The organism is Chryseolinea soli, from assembly GCF_003589925.1.
Lineage (GTDB): Bacteria > Bacteroidota > Bacteroidia > Cytophagales > Cyclobacteriaceae > Chryseolinea > Chryseolinea soli.
Genome location: NZ_CP032382.1, coordinates 236,384 through 254,117 on the forward strand (window position 1 = coordinate 236,384; position 17,734 = coordinate 254,117).

At 52.3% G+C, this 17,734-nt stretch carries 15 protein-coding genes; 4 read left to right on the plus strand and 11 right to left on the minus strand.

Going from position 1 to position 17,734, the window contains the following annotated elements; genetic code table 11:
• Positions 1-166: 166 nt before the first annotated feature.
• From D4L85_RS00825 to D4L85_RS00835, 3 genes are all read right to left on the minus strand, one after another.
• Entirely contained in the window at positions 167-3,640 is a 3,474-nt protein-coding gene (locus tag D4L85_RS00825) for a DUF5689 domain-containing protein (RefSeq protein ID WP_119752537.1), read from the minus strand.
• A 152-nt stretch (positions 3,641-3,792) separates the two neighbouring features.
• Positions 3,793-4,998, minus strand: a complete 1,206-nt coding sequence (locus tag D4L85_RS00830; protein ID WP_119752538.1) for a sensor histidine kinase — start codon at positions 4,996-4,998, stop codon at positions 3,793-3,795.
• Between the two features lie 69 nt (positions 4,999-5,067).
• Positions 5,068-5,538, minus strand: coding sequence for a DUF3291 domain-containing protein (locus D4L85_RS00835; protein WP_228450733.1), 471 nt, complete (start codon positions 5,536-5,538; stop codon positions 5,068-5,070).
• 42 nt (positions 5,539-5,580) lie between these two features.
• Here D4L85_RS00835 and D4L85_RS00840 point away from each other — a divergent pair, with 42 nt between their 5' ends.
• The gene (locus D4L85_RS00840) at positions 5,581-5,991 is read left to right on the plus strand and encodes a winged helix-turn-helix transcriptional regulator (RefSeq protein ID WP_160143460.1); all 411 of its coding nucleotides are present in this window, start codon (positions 5,581-5,583) and stop codon (positions 5,989-5,991) included.
• Between the two features lie 26 nt (positions 5,992-6,017).
• Here the strand turns inward: D4L85_RS00840 and D4L85_RS00845 are convergent, their stop codons facing one another.
• Entirely contained in the window at positions 6,018-7,079 is a 1,062-nt protein-coding gene (locus D4L85_RS00845) for an adenylate/guanylate cyclase domain-containing protein (RefSeq protein ID WP_119752541.1), read from the minus strand.
• A gap of 222 nt (positions 7,080-7,301) precedes the next feature.
• Here D4L85_RS00845 and D4L85_RS00850 point away from each other — a divergent pair, with 222 nt between their 5' ends.
• Entirely contained in the window at positions 7,302-8,015 is a 714-nt protein-coding gene (locus D4L85_RS00850; RefSeq protein WP_119758601.1) for a hypothetical protein, read from the plus strand.
• Positions 8,016-8,166: 151 nt separating this feature from the next.
• Positions 8,167-9,015, plus strand: coding sequence for an isocitrate lyase/PEP mutase family protein (locus tag D4L85_RS00855; RefSeq protein ID WP_228450734.1), 849 nt, complete (start codon positions 8,167-8,169; stop codon positions 9,013-9,015).
• Positions 9,016-9,082: 67 nt separating this feature from the next.
• Here D4L85_RS00855 and D4L85_RS00860 read toward each other — a convergent pair whose 3' ends face one another.
• Both D4L85_RS00860 and D4L85_RS00865 read right to left on the minus strand, forming a co-directional pair.
• Positions 9,083-11,749 carry an ABC transporter permease gene (locus tag D4L85_RS00860; RefSeq protein ID WP_228450735.1) on the minus strand — a complete coding sequence of 889 codons (2,667 nt, stop codon included), beginning with the start codon at positions 11,747-11,749 and terminating at the stop codon, positions 9,083-9,085.
• Positions 11,746-12,084, minus strand: coding sequence for a PadR family transcriptional regulator (locus D4L85_RS00865; RefSeq protein WP_119752542.1), 339 nt, complete (start codon positions 12,082-12,084; stop codon positions 11,746-11,748). The genes D4L85_RS00860 and D4L85_RS00865 overlap by 4 nt, the downstream gene beginning before the upstream one ends.
• Before the next feature lie 215 nt (positions 12,085-12,299).
• Here D4L85_RS00865 and D4L85_RS00870 point away from each other — a divergent pair, with 215 nt between their 5' ends.
• Positions 12,300-12,695, plus strand: coding sequence for a hypothetical protein (locus D4L85_RS00870; RefSeq protein WP_119752543.1), 396 nt, complete (start codon positions 12,300-12,302; stop codon positions 12,693-12,695).
• 121 nt (positions 12,696-12,816) lie between these two features.
• Here D4L85_RS00870 and D4L85_RS34290 read toward each other — a convergent pair whose 3' ends face one another.
• The 5 genes from D4L85_RS34290 to D4L85_RS00890 form a co-directional block, all read right to left on the minus strand.
• Positions 12,817-13,038 carry a hypothetical protein gene (locus tag D4L85_RS34290; protein WP_160143461.1) on the minus strand — a complete coding sequence of 74 codons (222 nt, stop codon included), beginning with the start codon at positions 13,036-13,038 and terminating at the stop codon, positions 12,817-12,819.
• 34 nt (positions 13,039-13,072) lie between these two features.
• A complete protein-coding gene (locus D4L85_RS00875) occupies positions 13,073-15,487 on the minus strand; it encodes a TonB-dependent receptor (RefSeq protein WP_119758604.1) in 2,415 nt (804 codons plus the stop codon).
• 489 nt (positions 15,488-15,976) lie between these two features.
• A complete protein-coding gene (locus D4L85_RS00880; RefSeq protein WP_119752544.1) occupies positions 15,977-16,402 on the minus strand; it encodes an ester cyclase in 426 nt (141 codons plus the stop codon).
• A gap of 17 nt (positions 16,403-16,419) precedes the next feature.
• Entirely contained in the window at positions 16,420-16,902 is a 483-nt protein-coding gene (locus D4L85_RS00885) for a DinB family protein (protein ID WP_119752545.1), read from the minus strand.
• A gap of 241 nt (positions 16,903-17,143) precedes the next feature.
• A complete protein-coding gene (locus tag D4L85_RS00890) occupies positions 17,144-17,413 on the minus strand; it encodes a DUF6958 family protein (RefSeq protein ID WP_160143462.1) in 270 nt (89 codons plus the stop codon).
• Between the last annotated feature and the right edge of the window lie 321 nt (positions 17,414-17,734).

Sequence of the window (17,734 nt, forward strand, 5' to 3'; positions counted from 1 at the left end):
TAAAAAATTGATAAAGTGCAGACAAAAATGAGATTTTCTCCCCGGGGCAACGCTGCCAAAGGGGTTAAGATATTATTAATAATTTTATCCCTATATGACCAAAACACAAGCGGGCCGCCGGGAGGGTTTCCCGCGGCCCGCTGGGCGTATTTTTTTTGCTATTGAATCAGTTGCGTAAAATGCGCACCTGGTAAGCTTCGTCGTCTATGCGCAGGGTTAGGACGTACACACCCCGCTGGCCGTTTTGCATTCGGGTCGACAACGCCTGATTCAAGCCCGAGAGCGTTCCCGATCCTTTGTACACAACCTCCGCCTGGGGGCTTCTCAGTTCCGCCTGCATCACTTCGCTGTCCGCTATATCGTCCGACCGCAGTGCCAATGGCCCGGACGAAGGATTGGGATAGACCTGGAATTGGATCGGGCGATGGGCATCCAGTATGGTGAAAATGCTGAGTTGGGGTGCTCCGCTTTGCAGGCCTGGGGTGACCTCCGAAATATAGAACGGCACCGCTTCCAGCACTTCGCGTTTGTTGTCGGCCAGGGGCGTGAGTGTAAACGAAACGCGCTGGCTTCCGGCCGGCACATCCACCACCATTTTATTTTGAACTACCTGCGGCGCGGTCGTGTAGTCAACGTTATACTGCGCGCCAAGCGCCTCAGGCACGAAAAGGGTGACCTTTTGATTCGTGACCGGTACGATGGACAATTTTAAAAAGACTTGCTGGTCACCCGATCCTTCCTGCGCGCTTTGTACCAGTTGCACGAATGAAATCACCGGAACGTCATCGTCCTGCACGGTGAGTGTAAACACACCCCGTGCGCCCCCGTCTACTCCTCCGGCATTCAATACCGTGAACACCGCCGTTTCATCCAATTCGTCTTCGCGATCATTGACGACCGTGATCTTAAATGTGGCCTGCGTCGTATGAGCGGGTACCTGTACCGTGAGCTTTCCTTGTGAGGAGGCGGGCTGCGTTGTGAAATCTTTGCCATAGACGGCCGTGCCGCCAAGTGCAAGGGTGATGGCTTGCGGCGCTGGCAGGGGTTCGCTCAGGGTCAAAGAAACGGTATACGTTGCTGCCGTTTTCTCGGAAGCAGAAAGGCTCTGCTGTACGAAATTTACTTCCGGCAATTTGAACAAGTAACGGGTTTTCACAGGAAGGTGGTCGCTGGTGGTCGTGGCATATCCCGGGATCAGCCGGAAAGGAGCGATCACCTGCGCGGAAGCTTTCAGATAGTCATCCTTCAACGGCTTCGAAAGAATCTGGTGATCGATAACATCCTGGAAGCTCACGGTGGAACGTGCACCGGCATCGCTCAGGGCTTTTGTCACGGCCACATAACGTGCCGTGTCGTTCACGATGGCCGCATAGGGCGTGGCCTCTCCTACCACGATGGATTGATCGAGATCGTCGTTAAGGTCACCCAGTATAATAAATTTCTCACCCGTGTGGTGGGCATCGAGACTGTCTTTCAGCACCGTGGCATCGTAGAGCCGGCGGTTGCGATCTTCCGGAGCATCGCCCGACTTGGCGTGGATGTCGATGAGCGTGATCTTTTCGATCGCTCCATTGATCGTGGCGTTTATCGTGACCGCAAAGGGTAGTCTTCCGCTGGAGTAAAAGCTCGAAGGATCACCGGAAGGATAACCGGGCAACAGCGACGGGTCTATCAGGCGCGCAGAGTCATAGCGCGATTCGAACAAAACACGGGAAGAAATTACCTTGACGGTGGCGGTGTCATAGATAAAACAAACTTTCTGCGGAGGAAAGGTATTGTCGGGGCCATTGAAAGAATACGAATACCGATCGGAACAGACATAGCTACGGCCGAGCTGTGACACCAGCACGCGGAACAGCGTATCGTTCGAAACCTCTTGCACCGCGATGATGTCGGCGTTTAACGATTGTATCACGGTCTTAACGTTCTGCAACTGCAGGGCTTCATCTTCAGGACCAAATTCCTGGTTTCCGTAGTCCTCTTTGCGCGCACCAAAAAATTCAAGGTTCCAGTCCACGACATCGAAGGTCTTGGATGACGGAATGCTGTCGGTGGTGGGTGTGGGTTCCTGGAGACCGGGGATGTCTGCACTGAACCGGGGCAACAACTGGATGCTGGTGCGGAAACGTCCCACCACGGCGGTCACTTCAAAGCTGCCCTCGGGTTTTTCAAGACCTGGAATATCGGTGTCGCCATCGATGCGCAAGTCAACTTGTGCGCCGTCGCTTTGCAACGTCTCTGTGCTTTGCGGATAAAACACAAAATCGCTATTCACCAGCGACACGTCGACTACTTTCACCAACTCACCTTCGTGGGCCGCCAGGTCGGCGATGGCGATAGTTTGCGGGGCCAGGATGCGCGGGGTGGCGTTTACCTTGGTAAAAAATATTCCGCTTCCACTGATTTGCTTTTGATCGTTGAATACGCCCAGCGGTCCCGTTACAATAACAGAATCTCCGATCGTCACGCCATGCGCAAAGTTAAAATCAAACACGGGAATCCCTCCCGAGGCATCTTGAACATACGCCGGGTTGCCCAACTCATTGGCAACGGTTACGCGTCCGGCGATGGTGACCCGGTCGCCCAGCGCATGAGCCCGTGCGCTGGCGATCGGAATAATAGAGGCTACCTGGTCGAAGCCATTGCCGGTCAACGCCAGAAGCTTTGATGTGCTTCCGCTTTGATGAAGAACCGAACCGGAACTTGTTCCGCCAGCTACCGGTGCAAATTTCACAAAGACCGTGTCGCCTGTGTTGGCCAGCGATAGGGACGAAGCAAATGTGTTGCCGTCTGTCGAAAGTGTGTAGTAAGCATTGTCGCTACTCACCGCGATAGGATCCGTGAGGTTGGAACCCGTGACGACATACGTCAGCGTATCGGACGTTCCCACGTTCACATCGCCAAAATTTAATTGCGCGGGCGCCAGTGCAATGATGGGTGTGCCGGCGGCAATTCCGCTGGCGGTCAGTGCGAAATCATCGATCGCCAAACCGTCGTCGGCGCCGGCGGCGTTGAAGTCGAGCCACCGGATATAAAAAGTCGCTCCCGGCGCGAGGTTGAGACCCGTGATGGTGAAGGTGAGTGTAGTGCTGTTTAGCGGGTTGTTTCCGTCAAGCGCGCCCGTCGTGCCGGTGGTGATGGGGGATGAAAAATCCAGTGCATCCGCATCCGTCCACGATCCATCGGAGAGTGAGCTCGCATCCACACTGTACTGAAAATCCAGGCGGTCTGCCCGGCCGGTGGCGCCGAGTCGCCATTGCTCGCCGTGATACGAAATGAGGAGGTCGGTGATGGTTCCACCCGTGTTGTTGGCAAATCCAGCGCCTATGGTGGGCGTTACGGAACCCGAAAGCAGGCTGCCCGCCGCGCGATCTGCCGGGGTGGTGCCAAAGCTATAGGTGTTGCCTGTGTTCGACGATCCCGTGCCGGCGGCATAGGTGGTGTTGGCACTGGTGCCGGTCTCGACGAATGTCCAGCCGTGTGGAAAAGTTTCCACAGGATTTGTCGTACCGCTCGATGCGAGGCTGTCGAAGTTTTGTTGATACGGTGTGTTCAGGGTTGGCAACGCGATCTGTGCCATGACGTTGACTTGCAGTGCACACAAGACAACCAGAAGAAAGACAGTAAATTTTCCTTTCATAACGGAGATGGGTTTGTTTGACACGAAACTATCCGTTGTGTATGAAATGAGTATGACCTCAAAATTATTTATCGGCGATGGTGTTGTATCGCCGGCTAACGTCGATGTTTTTTCAGTTCAACCAACGGGATTTACGACGAATGTAATTTTCTTCACGCGGGCAAAGTGAAATAGAACGCGGCGCCTTCATTCACTTTTCCCTCGGCCCACACCCTGCCGCCGTGGCGGTTGATGATGCGCTGCACCAGGGCAAGGCCTACGCCGGTGCCGGGAAATTCTGCATATTTGTGCAGCCGCTGAAAGGCGCCAAAGAGTTTATCGGCGTAGCGGGTATCAAAACCCGCGCCGTTGTCTTTCACCACGAACGTGATCTCATTTCCACTTTTGTAGGACCCGATCTCGATGACCGGATGCTCCTTCTTGGAAGAATATTTGATGGCGTTGCCAATAAGGTTGATCCATACCTGCTTCAGCAACGATATGTCGGCCTCGATCGGATACATTTCAGAAACGGAGATGCTGGCTTTGGCCGTGAGCGCCGGGTCCATTTCTTCGATGATGTGCCGCACCAGTTTTTGATTGTTCACCTGGCTTTTCTCCAGGGGCTTTTTGCCCAGCTTCGAGAATTGCAGGAGGTCCTCGATGAGGGTGTTCATCTTCCGCGCATTTTGTTGCACGGTGTTCAGGATCTGTTTTCCGGATTCGTTGAGCTGATCGAAGTTATCTTCCCTCAGGATGTCGGAATACCCGAGGATGGAGCGCAACGGTGCGCGCAGGTCATGAGAAACAGAATAGGAAAATGCTTCCAGCTCTTTGTTGGCCGCTTCCAATTGCGCCGTGCGGTCCGCTACGCGCTGCTCGAGCTCGGCATAGACGTTCACGTTTTCGATGGTCACGGCCGTGATGTCGGCAAGCGACTGCAAGAGGCTCACTTCTTCCGCCGTGGGCCTGTGGGGAGTGGCCCAATAATTTCCGATGGCGCCAATGGGCGCTATCGTCCGGATGGGCACCATGGCCAAACTTTTTACGAACGTGGGCCGGTAGGCATCGTGGGGAATGCGGTCGTCTTTGTAGATATCTTCGATGACTGCCGCAGTCTTGTTGAGCATCGCCCAGCCGCTGATGCACCGGCTCATGGGAAAACGGCTCCCCTTCCACAACGGGCTGATCGCATCTTCGTCCGCATAGAAGCAAAGATCACCTTCGCGCAGAATAAACGTCGCGCCGTCCGCCCCCGTGAGTTGGCGTGCGGCGGTGCGCACGATTTTCATCACGGTTTCAAGGTTTCGTGCCAAAGACAATTCCTGTACAGTGATGACAAGAAGTTTTAGCGTGCTGCTGTCGGAGGTCTGGATCATAGCGGTGTCCTGGTGGAACAACGAACAAAAGATACGAAAACCTCCAATGAAAGTAAAATATCTGTAGGGCTATCGGTTGGCTTGGAAGTCCAGCGCTTCCGTTGCTGTAAATTTTCTTTTAAAACTGAAAGCATACGGTGTTTCGCCGTGGGCCTGCAAATGATCCAACCGTTCGACAGCCTCCTTCGGGGAAGGGACAACACCGCTGGGCACGTACCACAGGGTCGTATGCGGCCGCGTCATTTTTTCAAACCATTCTTCCCGCCGCCGGAAAATGGCGGCATGGTCCGACCGGTAAACATACGCCACCAAGTCATCAATGGTTTTCCAGACCGACAGGTTGATGATGATGAGTGCATCGTCATACACTTTGAACGATGTGGCATTGTTGCCTTCGTCTTTCAACCGCCACACAAAGCCCGGGCTGCTTTCGGCAAGGGCGTTGATACGGTCCAGGTTGGCCACAAAATCGGCCATGACCGGGGTGTCGATCGGGCCGAGCATTTTTGCTATATTGACTTGTGCCAGATGGTGCTCCATAAACATTCGGATTATTTTACAGGTAATACTAAACGATCGGCCATGACCAAACAAGAAGTAACAAAAAGGTTACCGCTTTCCCAGTCCAAAAGCGTATACGAGAACGAACAGTGCTCGGTGATCGCCGCCCTGAAATTATTTGCCACAAAATGGAAGCCCTGCATTATTTGTTTCCTCGCCGAACATCCCTTGCGCTACAACGCCCTGTATCGCGCCATTCCCAACATCAGCCGCAAAATGCTCTCGCTCCACCTGGACGAAATGGAACGGGATGGTCTTTTAACGCGGGTGTTGTTCGACAGCAAGCTACAGCGGGTAGAATACAGGTTGTCGCCGAAAGGATTATCCCTGCTTCCGTTGATGGAACAGCTCCAGGATTGGGGTCTGGAAAACGTGCCCGGCTCGCTTTCCATTCGCGAAATGCTGGACGCTACCCGGACAGGCGATCTTTGATGGGTGATTACTATTCTAAAAAGGGCTTAAGACAACAAGATCTCCGTCAGGCAAACTTCCCGTTCCTTTCCCTTGAGCTTGATCGGGCCGATGCTGCGCACGGTATAGTGTTGATCGAAATTCAATTCCCCCAACAGCGCCGAAGAAGAAACGATGCCCGCCCCGATCTCCTTAGCTTTGCTCAAGATCCTCGACGCGGTGTTGAGCACATCGCCCGAATAGGTGATCTCGCGTTTCAAAACACCCACTTCACCCGCCACCACCTTGCCACTGTGCATCCCGGCGCGGAATTCCGGAACCACACCATAGCGACGGATATATTTCTCTTTGTTGGATTGAATGTTTTGAAGGATATCAAAGTAGCAACGCACACACCGGTTGTTGGCAACGCCCGCCTCATGGTCCCACGCCACGACCACTTCATCGCCCACGTACTGGTAAATCTCCCCTTTCGCGTTCAGGATGGGATCGGTGATGTCGGCAAAGAAGTCGCGAAGCAATTGGTGATACAATTCATCGCCTAGTTTTTCGGCCAAGGTCGTGGATGCATTCAAGTCAAGAAACATGAAGATCCGGTTTTCTTCCTGCGGGGTGTGATATTTCCCGCGCAAAATATGGCCCAGTCCTTTCTGTCCGACTTTGCTGCTGACCTGGAGGAGGAATTGGGTGAGCGCCACGACGATGAACCACACCAAAATATTCTTTACACGGGTAGTATCCTGGAGAAAATACGCCAGCGATCGCGTGGGGCTATGGTGCGAAAACATCACGCCCTTTACCAGGATGATGATCAGTATGATCAAGGCAAAAGAAAGGATCACGATCATGATGGTATGTCCATAGGGTCGGTTTTGAAAACGCACATTAACATAGAATACCAAAAGGCTTCCCCCCAGCACACCACCGATCAGGGCCGAGATCAGGTTTTGCTTCAGCGATGCAAAAAAGGTATAGTCAGCGGAAAGACCCTGCGAACTGTGGGTCAGCAACACCAGGTGATCGTAGATCGAGATGACAACGCCGATCAGTAACCATGCCGTAAGAATGGTGAAAAGCTGACTGAACCGTATGCGTTTTGACCTGCTCATAAAAGTTTGGTGTTCCTGATTTACATAACGTAAAAGTACAGCCGGGGCTGCATTTCGAACGGGGGTGAGCAAGTCATTTAGCGGGGGTTTTGCGACTTTCTGAAGATCATCAACGACGTTTACTGCCATCCTCCCCCAAAAGGGTCGCTTATTTTTTTATATTTTGCTCCCACAACGTGATGCATGTGGCAATCGTTTTTACTCCAACCTAAACTTTATCGCATGGAACAAAATCCGACCCGAGACCTCCGCCTGTTAAAATGGTATGCCGCTGTTTCCACCGTGGCCATTCTTTTTCTGCTGTATCAATCCCTCCAACCTAAATCAACCCGGCTGCAGTTGGAAGAGCTCGATGTGGAGCGCGTCAACGTCGTGGAGAAAGACGGCACCCTGAAAATGGTGATCAGCAATAAGCAACGTCAGCATCCCGGTCTCGCTAATTTCAAACCCATGCCCGCGCGCGAACGCGAAGCCGGTATGATCTTTTTCAACTCGTCGGGCGATGAATGCGGCGGTCTCATCTACGACGGCACCCGCGATGAGGCGGGCATGGTGCTCTCGCTCGACCAGTTCCGGAACGATCAACTCATGCAACTTCAATATGGACAGCGCACCCAAGGCGACAGCATTCGACGCAACTACGGTCTCAGACTCTGGGATCGCTCCGACGATTTTACGTTGGCCCAACAACTGGCGCTCGTGGATTCACTGCAACGGCTGAAACAGGAAGATGAACTGAACAAGCAATTCAAGGCTTTACGCGAGAAAGGATTGTTGGGGGTGGAGCGTATGTTTGCCGGTAAGAACGACAAGGGCGAAGTGGGGCTTTTTATTCGTGATGACAAGGGAAGGATCCGGATTAAAATTTATTGTGATCGGCAGAACAATCCGAGGGTGATGGTGGTAGATGAGGAGGGGGTTGAGAAGGGGATTTAGAGTCAGGAGTCAGGAGTCAGGAGCCAGAAGCCAGGAGCCAGGAGCCAGGAGTCGGTTTTCAGGTGCCAGTCTTCAGGAGCCAGTATTACTGTTCTGCCGTGAGGAGCTTGGGGTCGTGATTTTTTTTGTATGATTTCTAAACTCGAATTTTATGAATATGAAAGATGATCGGCAAGAAATGAGGGCGGTGGCTTTTAGGGGGCTTCATGCCCGGGAGGGAATTTTTGTGGTGCCTAATCCTTGGGACGCGGGGTCGGCGAAGATGTTGGCTAGTTTAGGGTTTGAGGCGTTGGCGACGACGAGTGCAGGGTTGGCGTTTTCGTTGGGGAAACCGGATGGGCAAGGTCTGCTCACGCGGCAAGAGACCATAAAAAATGTGGGGGATATTGCGGAGGCGGTATCGCTGCCGGTGTCGGCGGATCTGGAGAATGGGTATGGGGATGATCCGCAGGCGTGCGCAGAAACTATTTTGCTGGCTGCGAAGGCGGGGGCGGTCGGTGGTTCGATTGAAGACGCCACCGGTCGTGATAGCGATCCCATTTATGGCTTCGATCTTTCGGTGCAACGCATTAAGGCGGCTGTGAAAGCGGCGCGGTCACTACCCTTCCCTTTCACGTTGACGGCACGTGCTGAAAATTTGATTCATGGTCGCATCGACTTCGACGATACCGTGAAAAGATTGGTGGCCTATGCCGAAGCTGGGGCGGACGTACTCTTTGCTCCGGGACTGACAACCCGTCAGGAGATCGAAGCCGTGGTGAAGGCCGTTGCACCCCGCCCGGTGAATGTGGTGATGGGCTTGAACAACGCCAATTTCTCATTGGATGAACTTCAGGCCTTGGGCGTGAAGCGGGTAAGCGTGGGGTCGTCGCTGGCACGAACGGCCTATAGCGGTTTTATCTACGGATCGGAAGAGATCTTGAAAACGGGAACATTTGGTTTTGCGAAGGGCACCCGGACGTATGCTCAAATCAATGCGATGCTGGCGGGTACGCGATAAGTTAGTCGTTAGTCCTGAGTATCTGGTACCAATTACTCAGGACTAATAACTAACGACTAAAGAACGCCTACTCCGACCGAAGCCGGTTCGCCGGATTTGCCAGGGCAGCGCGGATCGATTGATAGCTGACCGTGATCAAAGCGATAAACACCGAGATCACACCCGCCACCACAAAGACATCCCAGGTTACGTTGATCCTATAGGTGTAATCCTCCAGCCAACGCTGCATGAGATACCACGACAGCGGTGCGGCAATGACGAGTGCAATGAGCACGAGCTTTACAAAATTTCCAGTTAGCAGTTGAAAGATGCTGCCGGTGGTGGCACCCATCACCAGGCGAATACTGATCTCCTTGCCGCGTTGTTCTACCATGAACGAAGAAAGTGCAAACAACCCCAAACAGGCTACGATAATGGCCAGTGAGGCAAAGCACGTGAGGATCTTCCCTGTTCGCGAAACATCTTCATACATGCGGGCGTAGCTTTCGTCGAGGAAGGAGTAGCGGAAGGGTTGATGGGGCATGAATTTGTTCCACACCTTTGTCAACGACACCAGGGCACCACCCATGTTGCGCGAGTTTACTTTTACGGCCGCGATGGATCCTCCTTTGCCCAGCGTCAGGCAAATAGGTCCGATCGCTCCTTTCATGGATTCAAAGTTAAAATCCTCCACTACCCCGATAACCGTAAACACCGTATAACTGTTGGTGATCCGCTCGCCAACCGGCTTTTTAAGTCCAAGACTTTTCACCATGGCTTGGTTGATGACCACGGCTTGTGAATCGGAAGCCAGTTGTTTATCGAAGTCGCGACCTTCGAAAACTTTCATGCCTAGGGTGCGGATGTAGTCGGTGTCGACGAACCAGAATTGTCCGGGGACTCCCCTGTCTTCCCGTGTCTTTCCTTCCTTCCAAAAAGTATTCTGATCGCGGTTTGTGCCCATCACGGGCAAATAATCGGTCAGCGTCACATCTTCGACTTCCGAAAGTTGCAATAACTCGTCCTTGAATGTAGTCCGTTGTTCACCAAGCGTGTTTGCGCCTCGGATCATCACCACCTGGTCTTTGTCAAATCCCACCTTCGTATGCAAGATGAAATTCATTTGTTTGTAAATAATGAAGGTACCAATGATCAAGACGATGGACGTGGCAAATTGAAACACCACCAGTGCGCTGCGCAGGCCTGAACTTCTGCTGCCTTTGCTAACGGTTCCCTTCAGTACCTCGGCCGGTTTGAACGACGACAGGTAGAAGGCGGGATATAGCCCAGCGAATATACCGATCACCAAAGCCGCCACCGCCAGCGATGGAGCGAACCACACCGTGCGCCAAGGTATCGACAGCTCCGTGCCCGCTAAAGAATTGAAAAACGGTATGGCCAGGGTCACGATCAAAACACCAAATACAAAAGACACCACACTATACACCAGCGACTCGGTCAGAAATTGCCGGATCAAATACCCGCGCACCGATCCCACCACTTTGCGCAGACCTACCTCCTTGGCACGGTTGGCCGACTTGGCCGTGGAGAGGTTGATAAAGTTGATGCACGCCAACAACAGGATGAACACGGCAATGCTCCCGAAAAGCCAGATGTAGCGCACGTCGCCGCGGTGCATATCGTCGGACACTTTTTCGGGGTCGAGGTGGATGTTCTTCACAGGCTGCAGGCCGATGAAGTAACGTGTTTTGGCTTCGGCTGCTCCCGGATCGCCGGTTTCCTTGAGATAGTTCATCATGTAGGTATCGCGGATCGTCAGCAGCTTTTTCTCCAGTGCGACCGGATCGGTACCGGGCTTGAGCCGGACATAGGTGTCGTAGTTCCAGCAACACCAACTGGTTTGTTCGCCAGGCCAGAATTCAACGCCGGTGAGCGTGAGCAGGAAATCATAGTGAAGGTGCGTGTTGGAGGGGAAGTTGGCCATCACACCGCCGATGACATAAGGCGTCGTTTTATTTTCGTTGAGGATGACGGTCTTCCCTACGGCGTCTTCGCCCGGAAAATATTTATCGGCCATGCGTTTGGACAGCACGATGCTGTTGGGCTTGGCCAGCGCCGTTTCCCGGCTGCCGCTCACAAACGGTATCTCCAGGATATCGAGCAGTTCGTTGTCGGCATAGACAAATCCTTCTTCATACAGGTTCTCCGCCTGGTCTTCGCGACGGAACAAATTACTCCCGGCTTGCTGCCATTTCTGCGGCACGAGCCGGCCGGCTTTCTCTACCTCCGGATAGTCGGTCTTCATGATCTGGGCGACCATCGGCGGCATCGACGTCCACCGGCTGCCATCGGGACCGCGGTAGTCGTTAAATACTCTGTAGATCCGTTCGCCCTGCGTGTAGCTTTTGTCAAAGCTCAATTCATGGCGGATGTAAAGAAAGATCACCAGGCAGGTGGCCAGTCCCAACGCGAAGCCTCCAACCATTATGCTGCTGTACATCTTTTGACGCGCCATGGTTCTCCAGGCGATCTTAAAATAATTTTCAAACATGGCTAGTTCGTTTAAACCGTATGATTTTCTTTTTCTTCGAAGTGCAAACGGCTGGAGAAAGGCCAGCACGTTCCCTATAAATAAGAGGTCGGCTTTGCGTTTGCCGAGCGAAACACGCCGCCGGTCGTAGAGCTCAATAAAATCACCCAGCGCTGCTTCCGACAAATAATCGTTGCAGTACCAGCGAAAGAATCGCACGGCCCATCGCGGTGGACCGTCGTTTTGAGGTTTGTTGTTTTTCATAGTGCACCTGCCTCCCACACGATCTTCGGAACTTCTCTCCACATACTATTGCGCAACTCGCGCGATTGGCTGAGCACTTTCTTGCCCGCCGCCGTGAGCGTATACAACCGCTTGTCGCGCCCACCCCGAACCTGCGTGGCACCGCCCATCCTGGACTTGAGATAGCCCTTGTCCTCCAGCCGCACCAGCACCTTGTGTACGGCACTCATCATGATGGGTCGTTCGGTTTTTCTTTCCAGTTCGTCTACAATGGCCAGACCGTACGCATCGTCGAACAAAATGCCCACCGCCAACAATACCAGTTCTTCGAACTCTCCAAGGTATGTTCCTTTCATATTTGTTTCACCTTTGTCTAAAGATAGTGGAAAGGGTGAAATGGTTGCATCGATTATCGAAAAAAAATATTCGCGGTATGGCAAACACGTTTTTACGCCGTGTCAGCAGGTTTTCGATTTGTCGGGAATGCCCCGAAGATTGTCGTTTTAGTATACTTTCCGTTTCCCCGAAAGTCCTGAATTTTGAATCAATAATAATCCTAACCCCTATCGCTATGATCCGTCTCATCCTTTCCATCCTGGCCGGTTTTGTGGTCACCGCCATTCTTTCCACCGGCACTGATTTCGCTTTTGAATCGGCGGGCATCCTGCCGCCTTATGGACAACCGCTCATGGATACCGGTCTTTTACTATTGGCTACGAGTTACCGCGCCATCTACCAGGTCATCGGCAGCTACCTGGCCGCACTCCTCGCCAGGGACCGCGCCAACACCGCAGTATGGACACTGGGAATTCTCGGTGCTGCCATCTGGCTGGTAGGTGGATTGACCATGAAAGGTTACGCACCGTTTTGGTATAGTCTGCTCGGTGCTGTGCTCTCCCTGCCAACGACACTGCTGGGTGGAAAACTGTATGCCCTGAAGATGGAAAAAACGGCGGCGGCAAAATGATGTGATAGCGGCATCATCTACGATCGGTCTCTCGTCGTCATGCGGTGTATCATTTAAGATTTATCGTCATGCTTCGGTTTGACAAGCCGGGGAAAAAGTATGACCACAAAGCTTATCGCCGTCATCCACGCACGCAACCGGCCGCGATCCCCGCACCCCAACCCAGTCCATCGACAAAAAGCGCAAACGCCGCGACACAAAAGACTATCCCAACCCAACGCGCGACCCGGCGATGCTGCTGCAACCATACGCTGAGTTTGTCAGCGGGCAACACCGCGCGTTGGGAAGTTGTATAGAGTGCATAGCATCCGAGCAATTGCGTCCATGCGGCCGTCAAGATCATGGGTAGGCGACGTTAGATCCATTTGTGTTTGACATCAGAACTTGTAGGAGAGGCTAATGACAGCGTTTCTTGGTTTCTGAGGATTCACGGTAGAATAACCCGTGTAATACGCCTTGTCGGTGATATTGTTTACATTCAGGGCGATGCGCACGCCGTTCACATTGTAAAAAACAGACCCATTCAGAACGGTATAGCCCGGCAACACGAATTTTCCCGTCACATCACTGTCCAGAACGGACATGTCGCTGACGCGGTTGCCGCCAAAGCCAAACCCTAAACCTTTCAAATCGCCACCGTTAAACGTGTAGGTAGCCCAAGCGTTGACAAGGTCTTTGGGGCCTGAATAGATCGGGCGCTTGCCGGTTTCCAACCATACATTGGCTTTGTCGCCGTCCAACACTTCGCTTTCGTTGTGGCTATACCCGGCAATGATGTTCAAGCCTTCCACCGGGTTTGCGTTCAGGTCGATCTCGAAACCTTTGCTTTCCACTTTGCCGCCCTGAAGACTGTTGTTGATGTTGGCCGGATCGCCCGTTACGAGGTTGTCTACTTTAATATCATAGTAACTTACCGTCGCATTCAGCCGGTCGGACAAAAAGTTTGTTTTCACCCCAAACTCCATTTGGTTGGCATGCTCAGGTTGAAACGCCTTGATGTGCGGATTGCTTCCGTCGGCATCGGCTACTTGCATGGGGGCCACGTTCTTGAAACCATTCATGTAGTTGGCAAACACCGAAAGGCGGTCGACAATGGGCTGATACAACAACCCGAACTTGGGCGACAATGCTGTTTGGTTGTAGTCGTCCTGGTCGGTGCCAATGTCGCCTTCGGTATCAAAATAATCGAGGCGCAAGCTGGCCATGGCGAGCAGCTCCGGGGTGAGGTTGATCACGTCGGAAATATAGGTGCTGTAGGTTGCGTCTTTGGAATTGCTGGTGCTCGTCCCGGAGGGAGCAAGAATTGAGTCGATAGACGGCCGCGTTAAATAGCGGGGTGCAGCCTCAACACCCGTATAGGGATCAACATAATTGACGACACCTTGTGGGGTAACGTTGTACACCCACGCATACCCTGATCCATCGTTGATGATATTCCGATCGAAATAGTCCAAGCCGAATACCAGGCGGTTGCGCAGCCCCCCGATGGTAAAGTCGCCGACAAAATTTTGCTGAATGTCGGTCGTGATCGTCTGGGCTTGTTGTTTGCTGATCCAAAAGCCGAATTCACCCTTGCCATTCTCGTTGTCATACAAATAGGAATAATATCCCTCCGATTTTGCTACGCCGCGGGAGAGCACGGTTTGCGAGGTCCATTTATCAGAAAGCCTGTAATTCATTTGCGCCTGCAAATTGTAGCGCGGATTTTTCATCGAAAGGTCGTTGCTGGTCAGGGAAAGATTCCGGTTATAGTTCAGCGCTTGCAGGTTGGCAAACTGAAGCGGTGTGTCTCTTCCCAGGAACAACATGGTTGGATTGGTCTTTTCTTCTTGCATGAACTCGGTGACAATGAGAAACGACAAGCGGTCGCTGGCCTTATACGACAACGTGGGGCCTACGAAAAATGATTTGTGAAAGCCTGCGTCCTGGAAGCTGTTCTCCGATTGATAGGCCGTGTTCACTCTCAGGATGGCGTTGCCCTCTTCCGTTAGGGGCGTGTTGATGTCGGCCGTCACCCGGTTCAGTCCAAAACTTCCGGCGGTGTAACCCACCTCGCCACCAAAGCCTGCATACGGTCTTTTCGTAACGGTATTGATCAACCCCCCATACGAAATGAGGCTGCTACCAAAAAGTGTTCCCGAAGGACCTTTGATCACTTCGATGCGCTCGATGTTCGCCGGATCCAGGCTGCCGTTGGTCAAGCCGGGCAAACCGTTGACCATCGTCGCCTGCGCCTCGAAGCCGCGCAAGGCATAAAACGATGCCCCGTCACCAACGCCTCGGCCCGTAGATTCCCACAGTTTGTGAATGCCCGGCACGTTCCTCAACGCGTCGTCAAAGTTGGTGATGGCCTGTTGTCTTAAAATATCGGAAGACACCGCGTTATACACTTGCGGATTCTCGATATTCTTCAGCGGCATCTTGGAAACATAGACGCTCTCCTGCTTGGGCCTGCCCGAGATCACGACCTCCTGCAATTGATGCGCGTTTTCCTTCAAAATAAAATCAACGCGTGTTGCCTCGCCCGCTTTCACCTCAATGGACGACTCCTGACTTTCTAGCCCCACAAACGAAGCGATCACTGTATAACTTCCCGGCGCAATGTGAGAGATCTCATAACCGCCCTTCCGGTCTGCCACAGCGCCCTTCGCCGTACCCTTCAAACTCACGTTCACGTGCTCCGCAGGATTGCCATCCGAAGTTTTTATGGTCCCCTGCACCGAGCCTGTCGATTGGCTCCAGGTGCTGAGTGCACATGTCATAAAAAAGAAAAAGAGATAAACAGATTTCATATCGATAGATTGATTTACCATGTTGATTTCGTTCCACAAATTTCTTACTCATCCCGTGATCAAAAGAAGGGACTCCGCGACCAACGGAGCCCCTAGTCTAACCTTATGGGAAAATCTACTGTCCATCCCAACCTGACGCAATTGGGACAACGGCTCAAAGATGATAGAGCGAATCGGGATAAATTGGAATATTTCTAAATAACATTTAAAAATACCCTGTAGAGGGGATGCCGCTAACTTCGCATAGCTAGGCGGACAACACGCAGAGGCTAGCTTGGGATGGTTAGTATCTGCTGGTTTGTGTTAAACTAGGCATTCAGATGTAGTCCATCATCGGTTGTAGATTGCTTTTCTCTATAAAATAACGGTGCCTCTACTGGCGGAATAACGTGCAGTCTTAAATTTTCAGTTCATCCACAGGCCAAAAAAAGACGCAAGATCAACGCCCTTCATGGCGCTCACCTTGCGTCTTCCAACTTCTATTTGAATTTATTTTTCGCTCGCCAGCATCGCTGCAACGGCACCCAGCGTGTTGATGCCCCAATGCTCAAAATACTGCCCATCTTTTACGTGCACAATATCAATGACATTGATGACAACCTCCTTCTGCGTCGCCGACACCCCCATGAAGGTACCGGTGTGCTTTCCACTAATCGTTTTACGCGTCGTCACTTTGTTGCCTTCGGCAATCTGGTCATAGATCGTGACCTTGATGTTGGAGAGCCCGGCGTGCAACACCTTCTCGAAGGTGTACCAAATACCGGCAACACCTTTATCGACGCCCGGCGCGGCTGTGTGATTGATAAAGTCCGGGTGCATGATGGTCTTAAACGTTTCGGCGTTGAGTTGCTCGATGAGCTCGGTGTTGAAGCGCCGTACGACGGCTTTGTTTTGTTCCAGTAAGTCCAAATTCATAGTTTCTTATGCTGTCATTATTTTTTTAGCCAAACCAGTTGGCCCAGGTGATAGGCCACGTGGTTGGTGCGGCTGATGATCACATTCAATTTATTACGGTGCGGCTCTTTCACAAAATCCTCGGCCGACACTTGCGTGTGGCGCTGCAACCAGTCGGAAGGCAGCAGTTTGGCGATGTGATCGTTCAGTTTTGTGTTCACGTCGGTCCAGTATTGCTTCAGCTCGGCAACGGGAGGGACGGGCAGACCGGACTTGTCGGGATTGGAGAGGAAGGCGGCGTCCAATTCGGGATGGAGTCTGGTGCTCAGGCCCAGCAATTCGAAGAGGCGGTCGTGGGTGGCTGTGAGGTGGCCCAGCAGATAGAAGCCGGAGTTTTTGCCGGGCGCGATGTCGCTCTGCAGTTGTTCGTCGGTGAAGCTTTGAAAGAGTTGGTCGGCGCGTTTCAATTGTGCCTTCCAGGCGGTGAGCGTCAGTTCCAGAATCAGTTGTTCGGAGGTCATGTGTAAAGGTGGTTAAGTAGATGTTAACGGCCGGCGAAAACACAAAGCAGGTTGCCGGTCCTGGTGATGGCAACCGGTTTTACCTCAAAAAAGTTTGGCCATTCACTGCAGGAAGGCACATTTTTTTGCCAGGCGATTTCAATTTCTCATCAGCAATGGATAAAACTCCAATCCGTGGGCGATGACATCTAACGGGTAACGTAGCGGGCGGGTATGTGCGTGTGCGATGGGCCGGGATCGACTACACGGCGACCAGCGTTTGTTTTTTACCCTTTCGGGTGATCTTTAGGAAATACGCCCGGTTGTCGTAAGGAAGCTTGGTGGTGCGGATCAGATCACGCGCTTCGAGGTCGAGCTTCACCTGCAACACGTACCAGCTTTTCATGTCTTGCGACTCACATGGAAGATCGTGCTGGGCATACTCCAGCAATTGGGGCATGGTCAAATTTTCGTGTGCTTTTATCTTGCCCAGGATGTAGGCCGACAACGATTCGTAGTAATGTTGTTTCATGGTAAACCCCTTCTTGCCATCCGGCCTCAAAGTAGTTATAGTCCGCTCCAGTTCCGCTTCCATATTCGGTGGTAAAATTAGAGAGTTATACGTAGAACGCATAACCACCGGCATAAATTATCGCCCAACACAGCGCCTTAGAAAACGATTACGATATAATCGGGATAATTATATACCAATAATCTTAACTCGGAGACGTAAGTGAAATTCTTTTTTCTGCGGTAAAGGTTTCGTTTGGGTGATACCGTGCGTGTCCGCTCATCGGCGTATAGGGTACCGTTAGGTTATCTTAACGATACCTCCAGGTTATCTGTATATGAA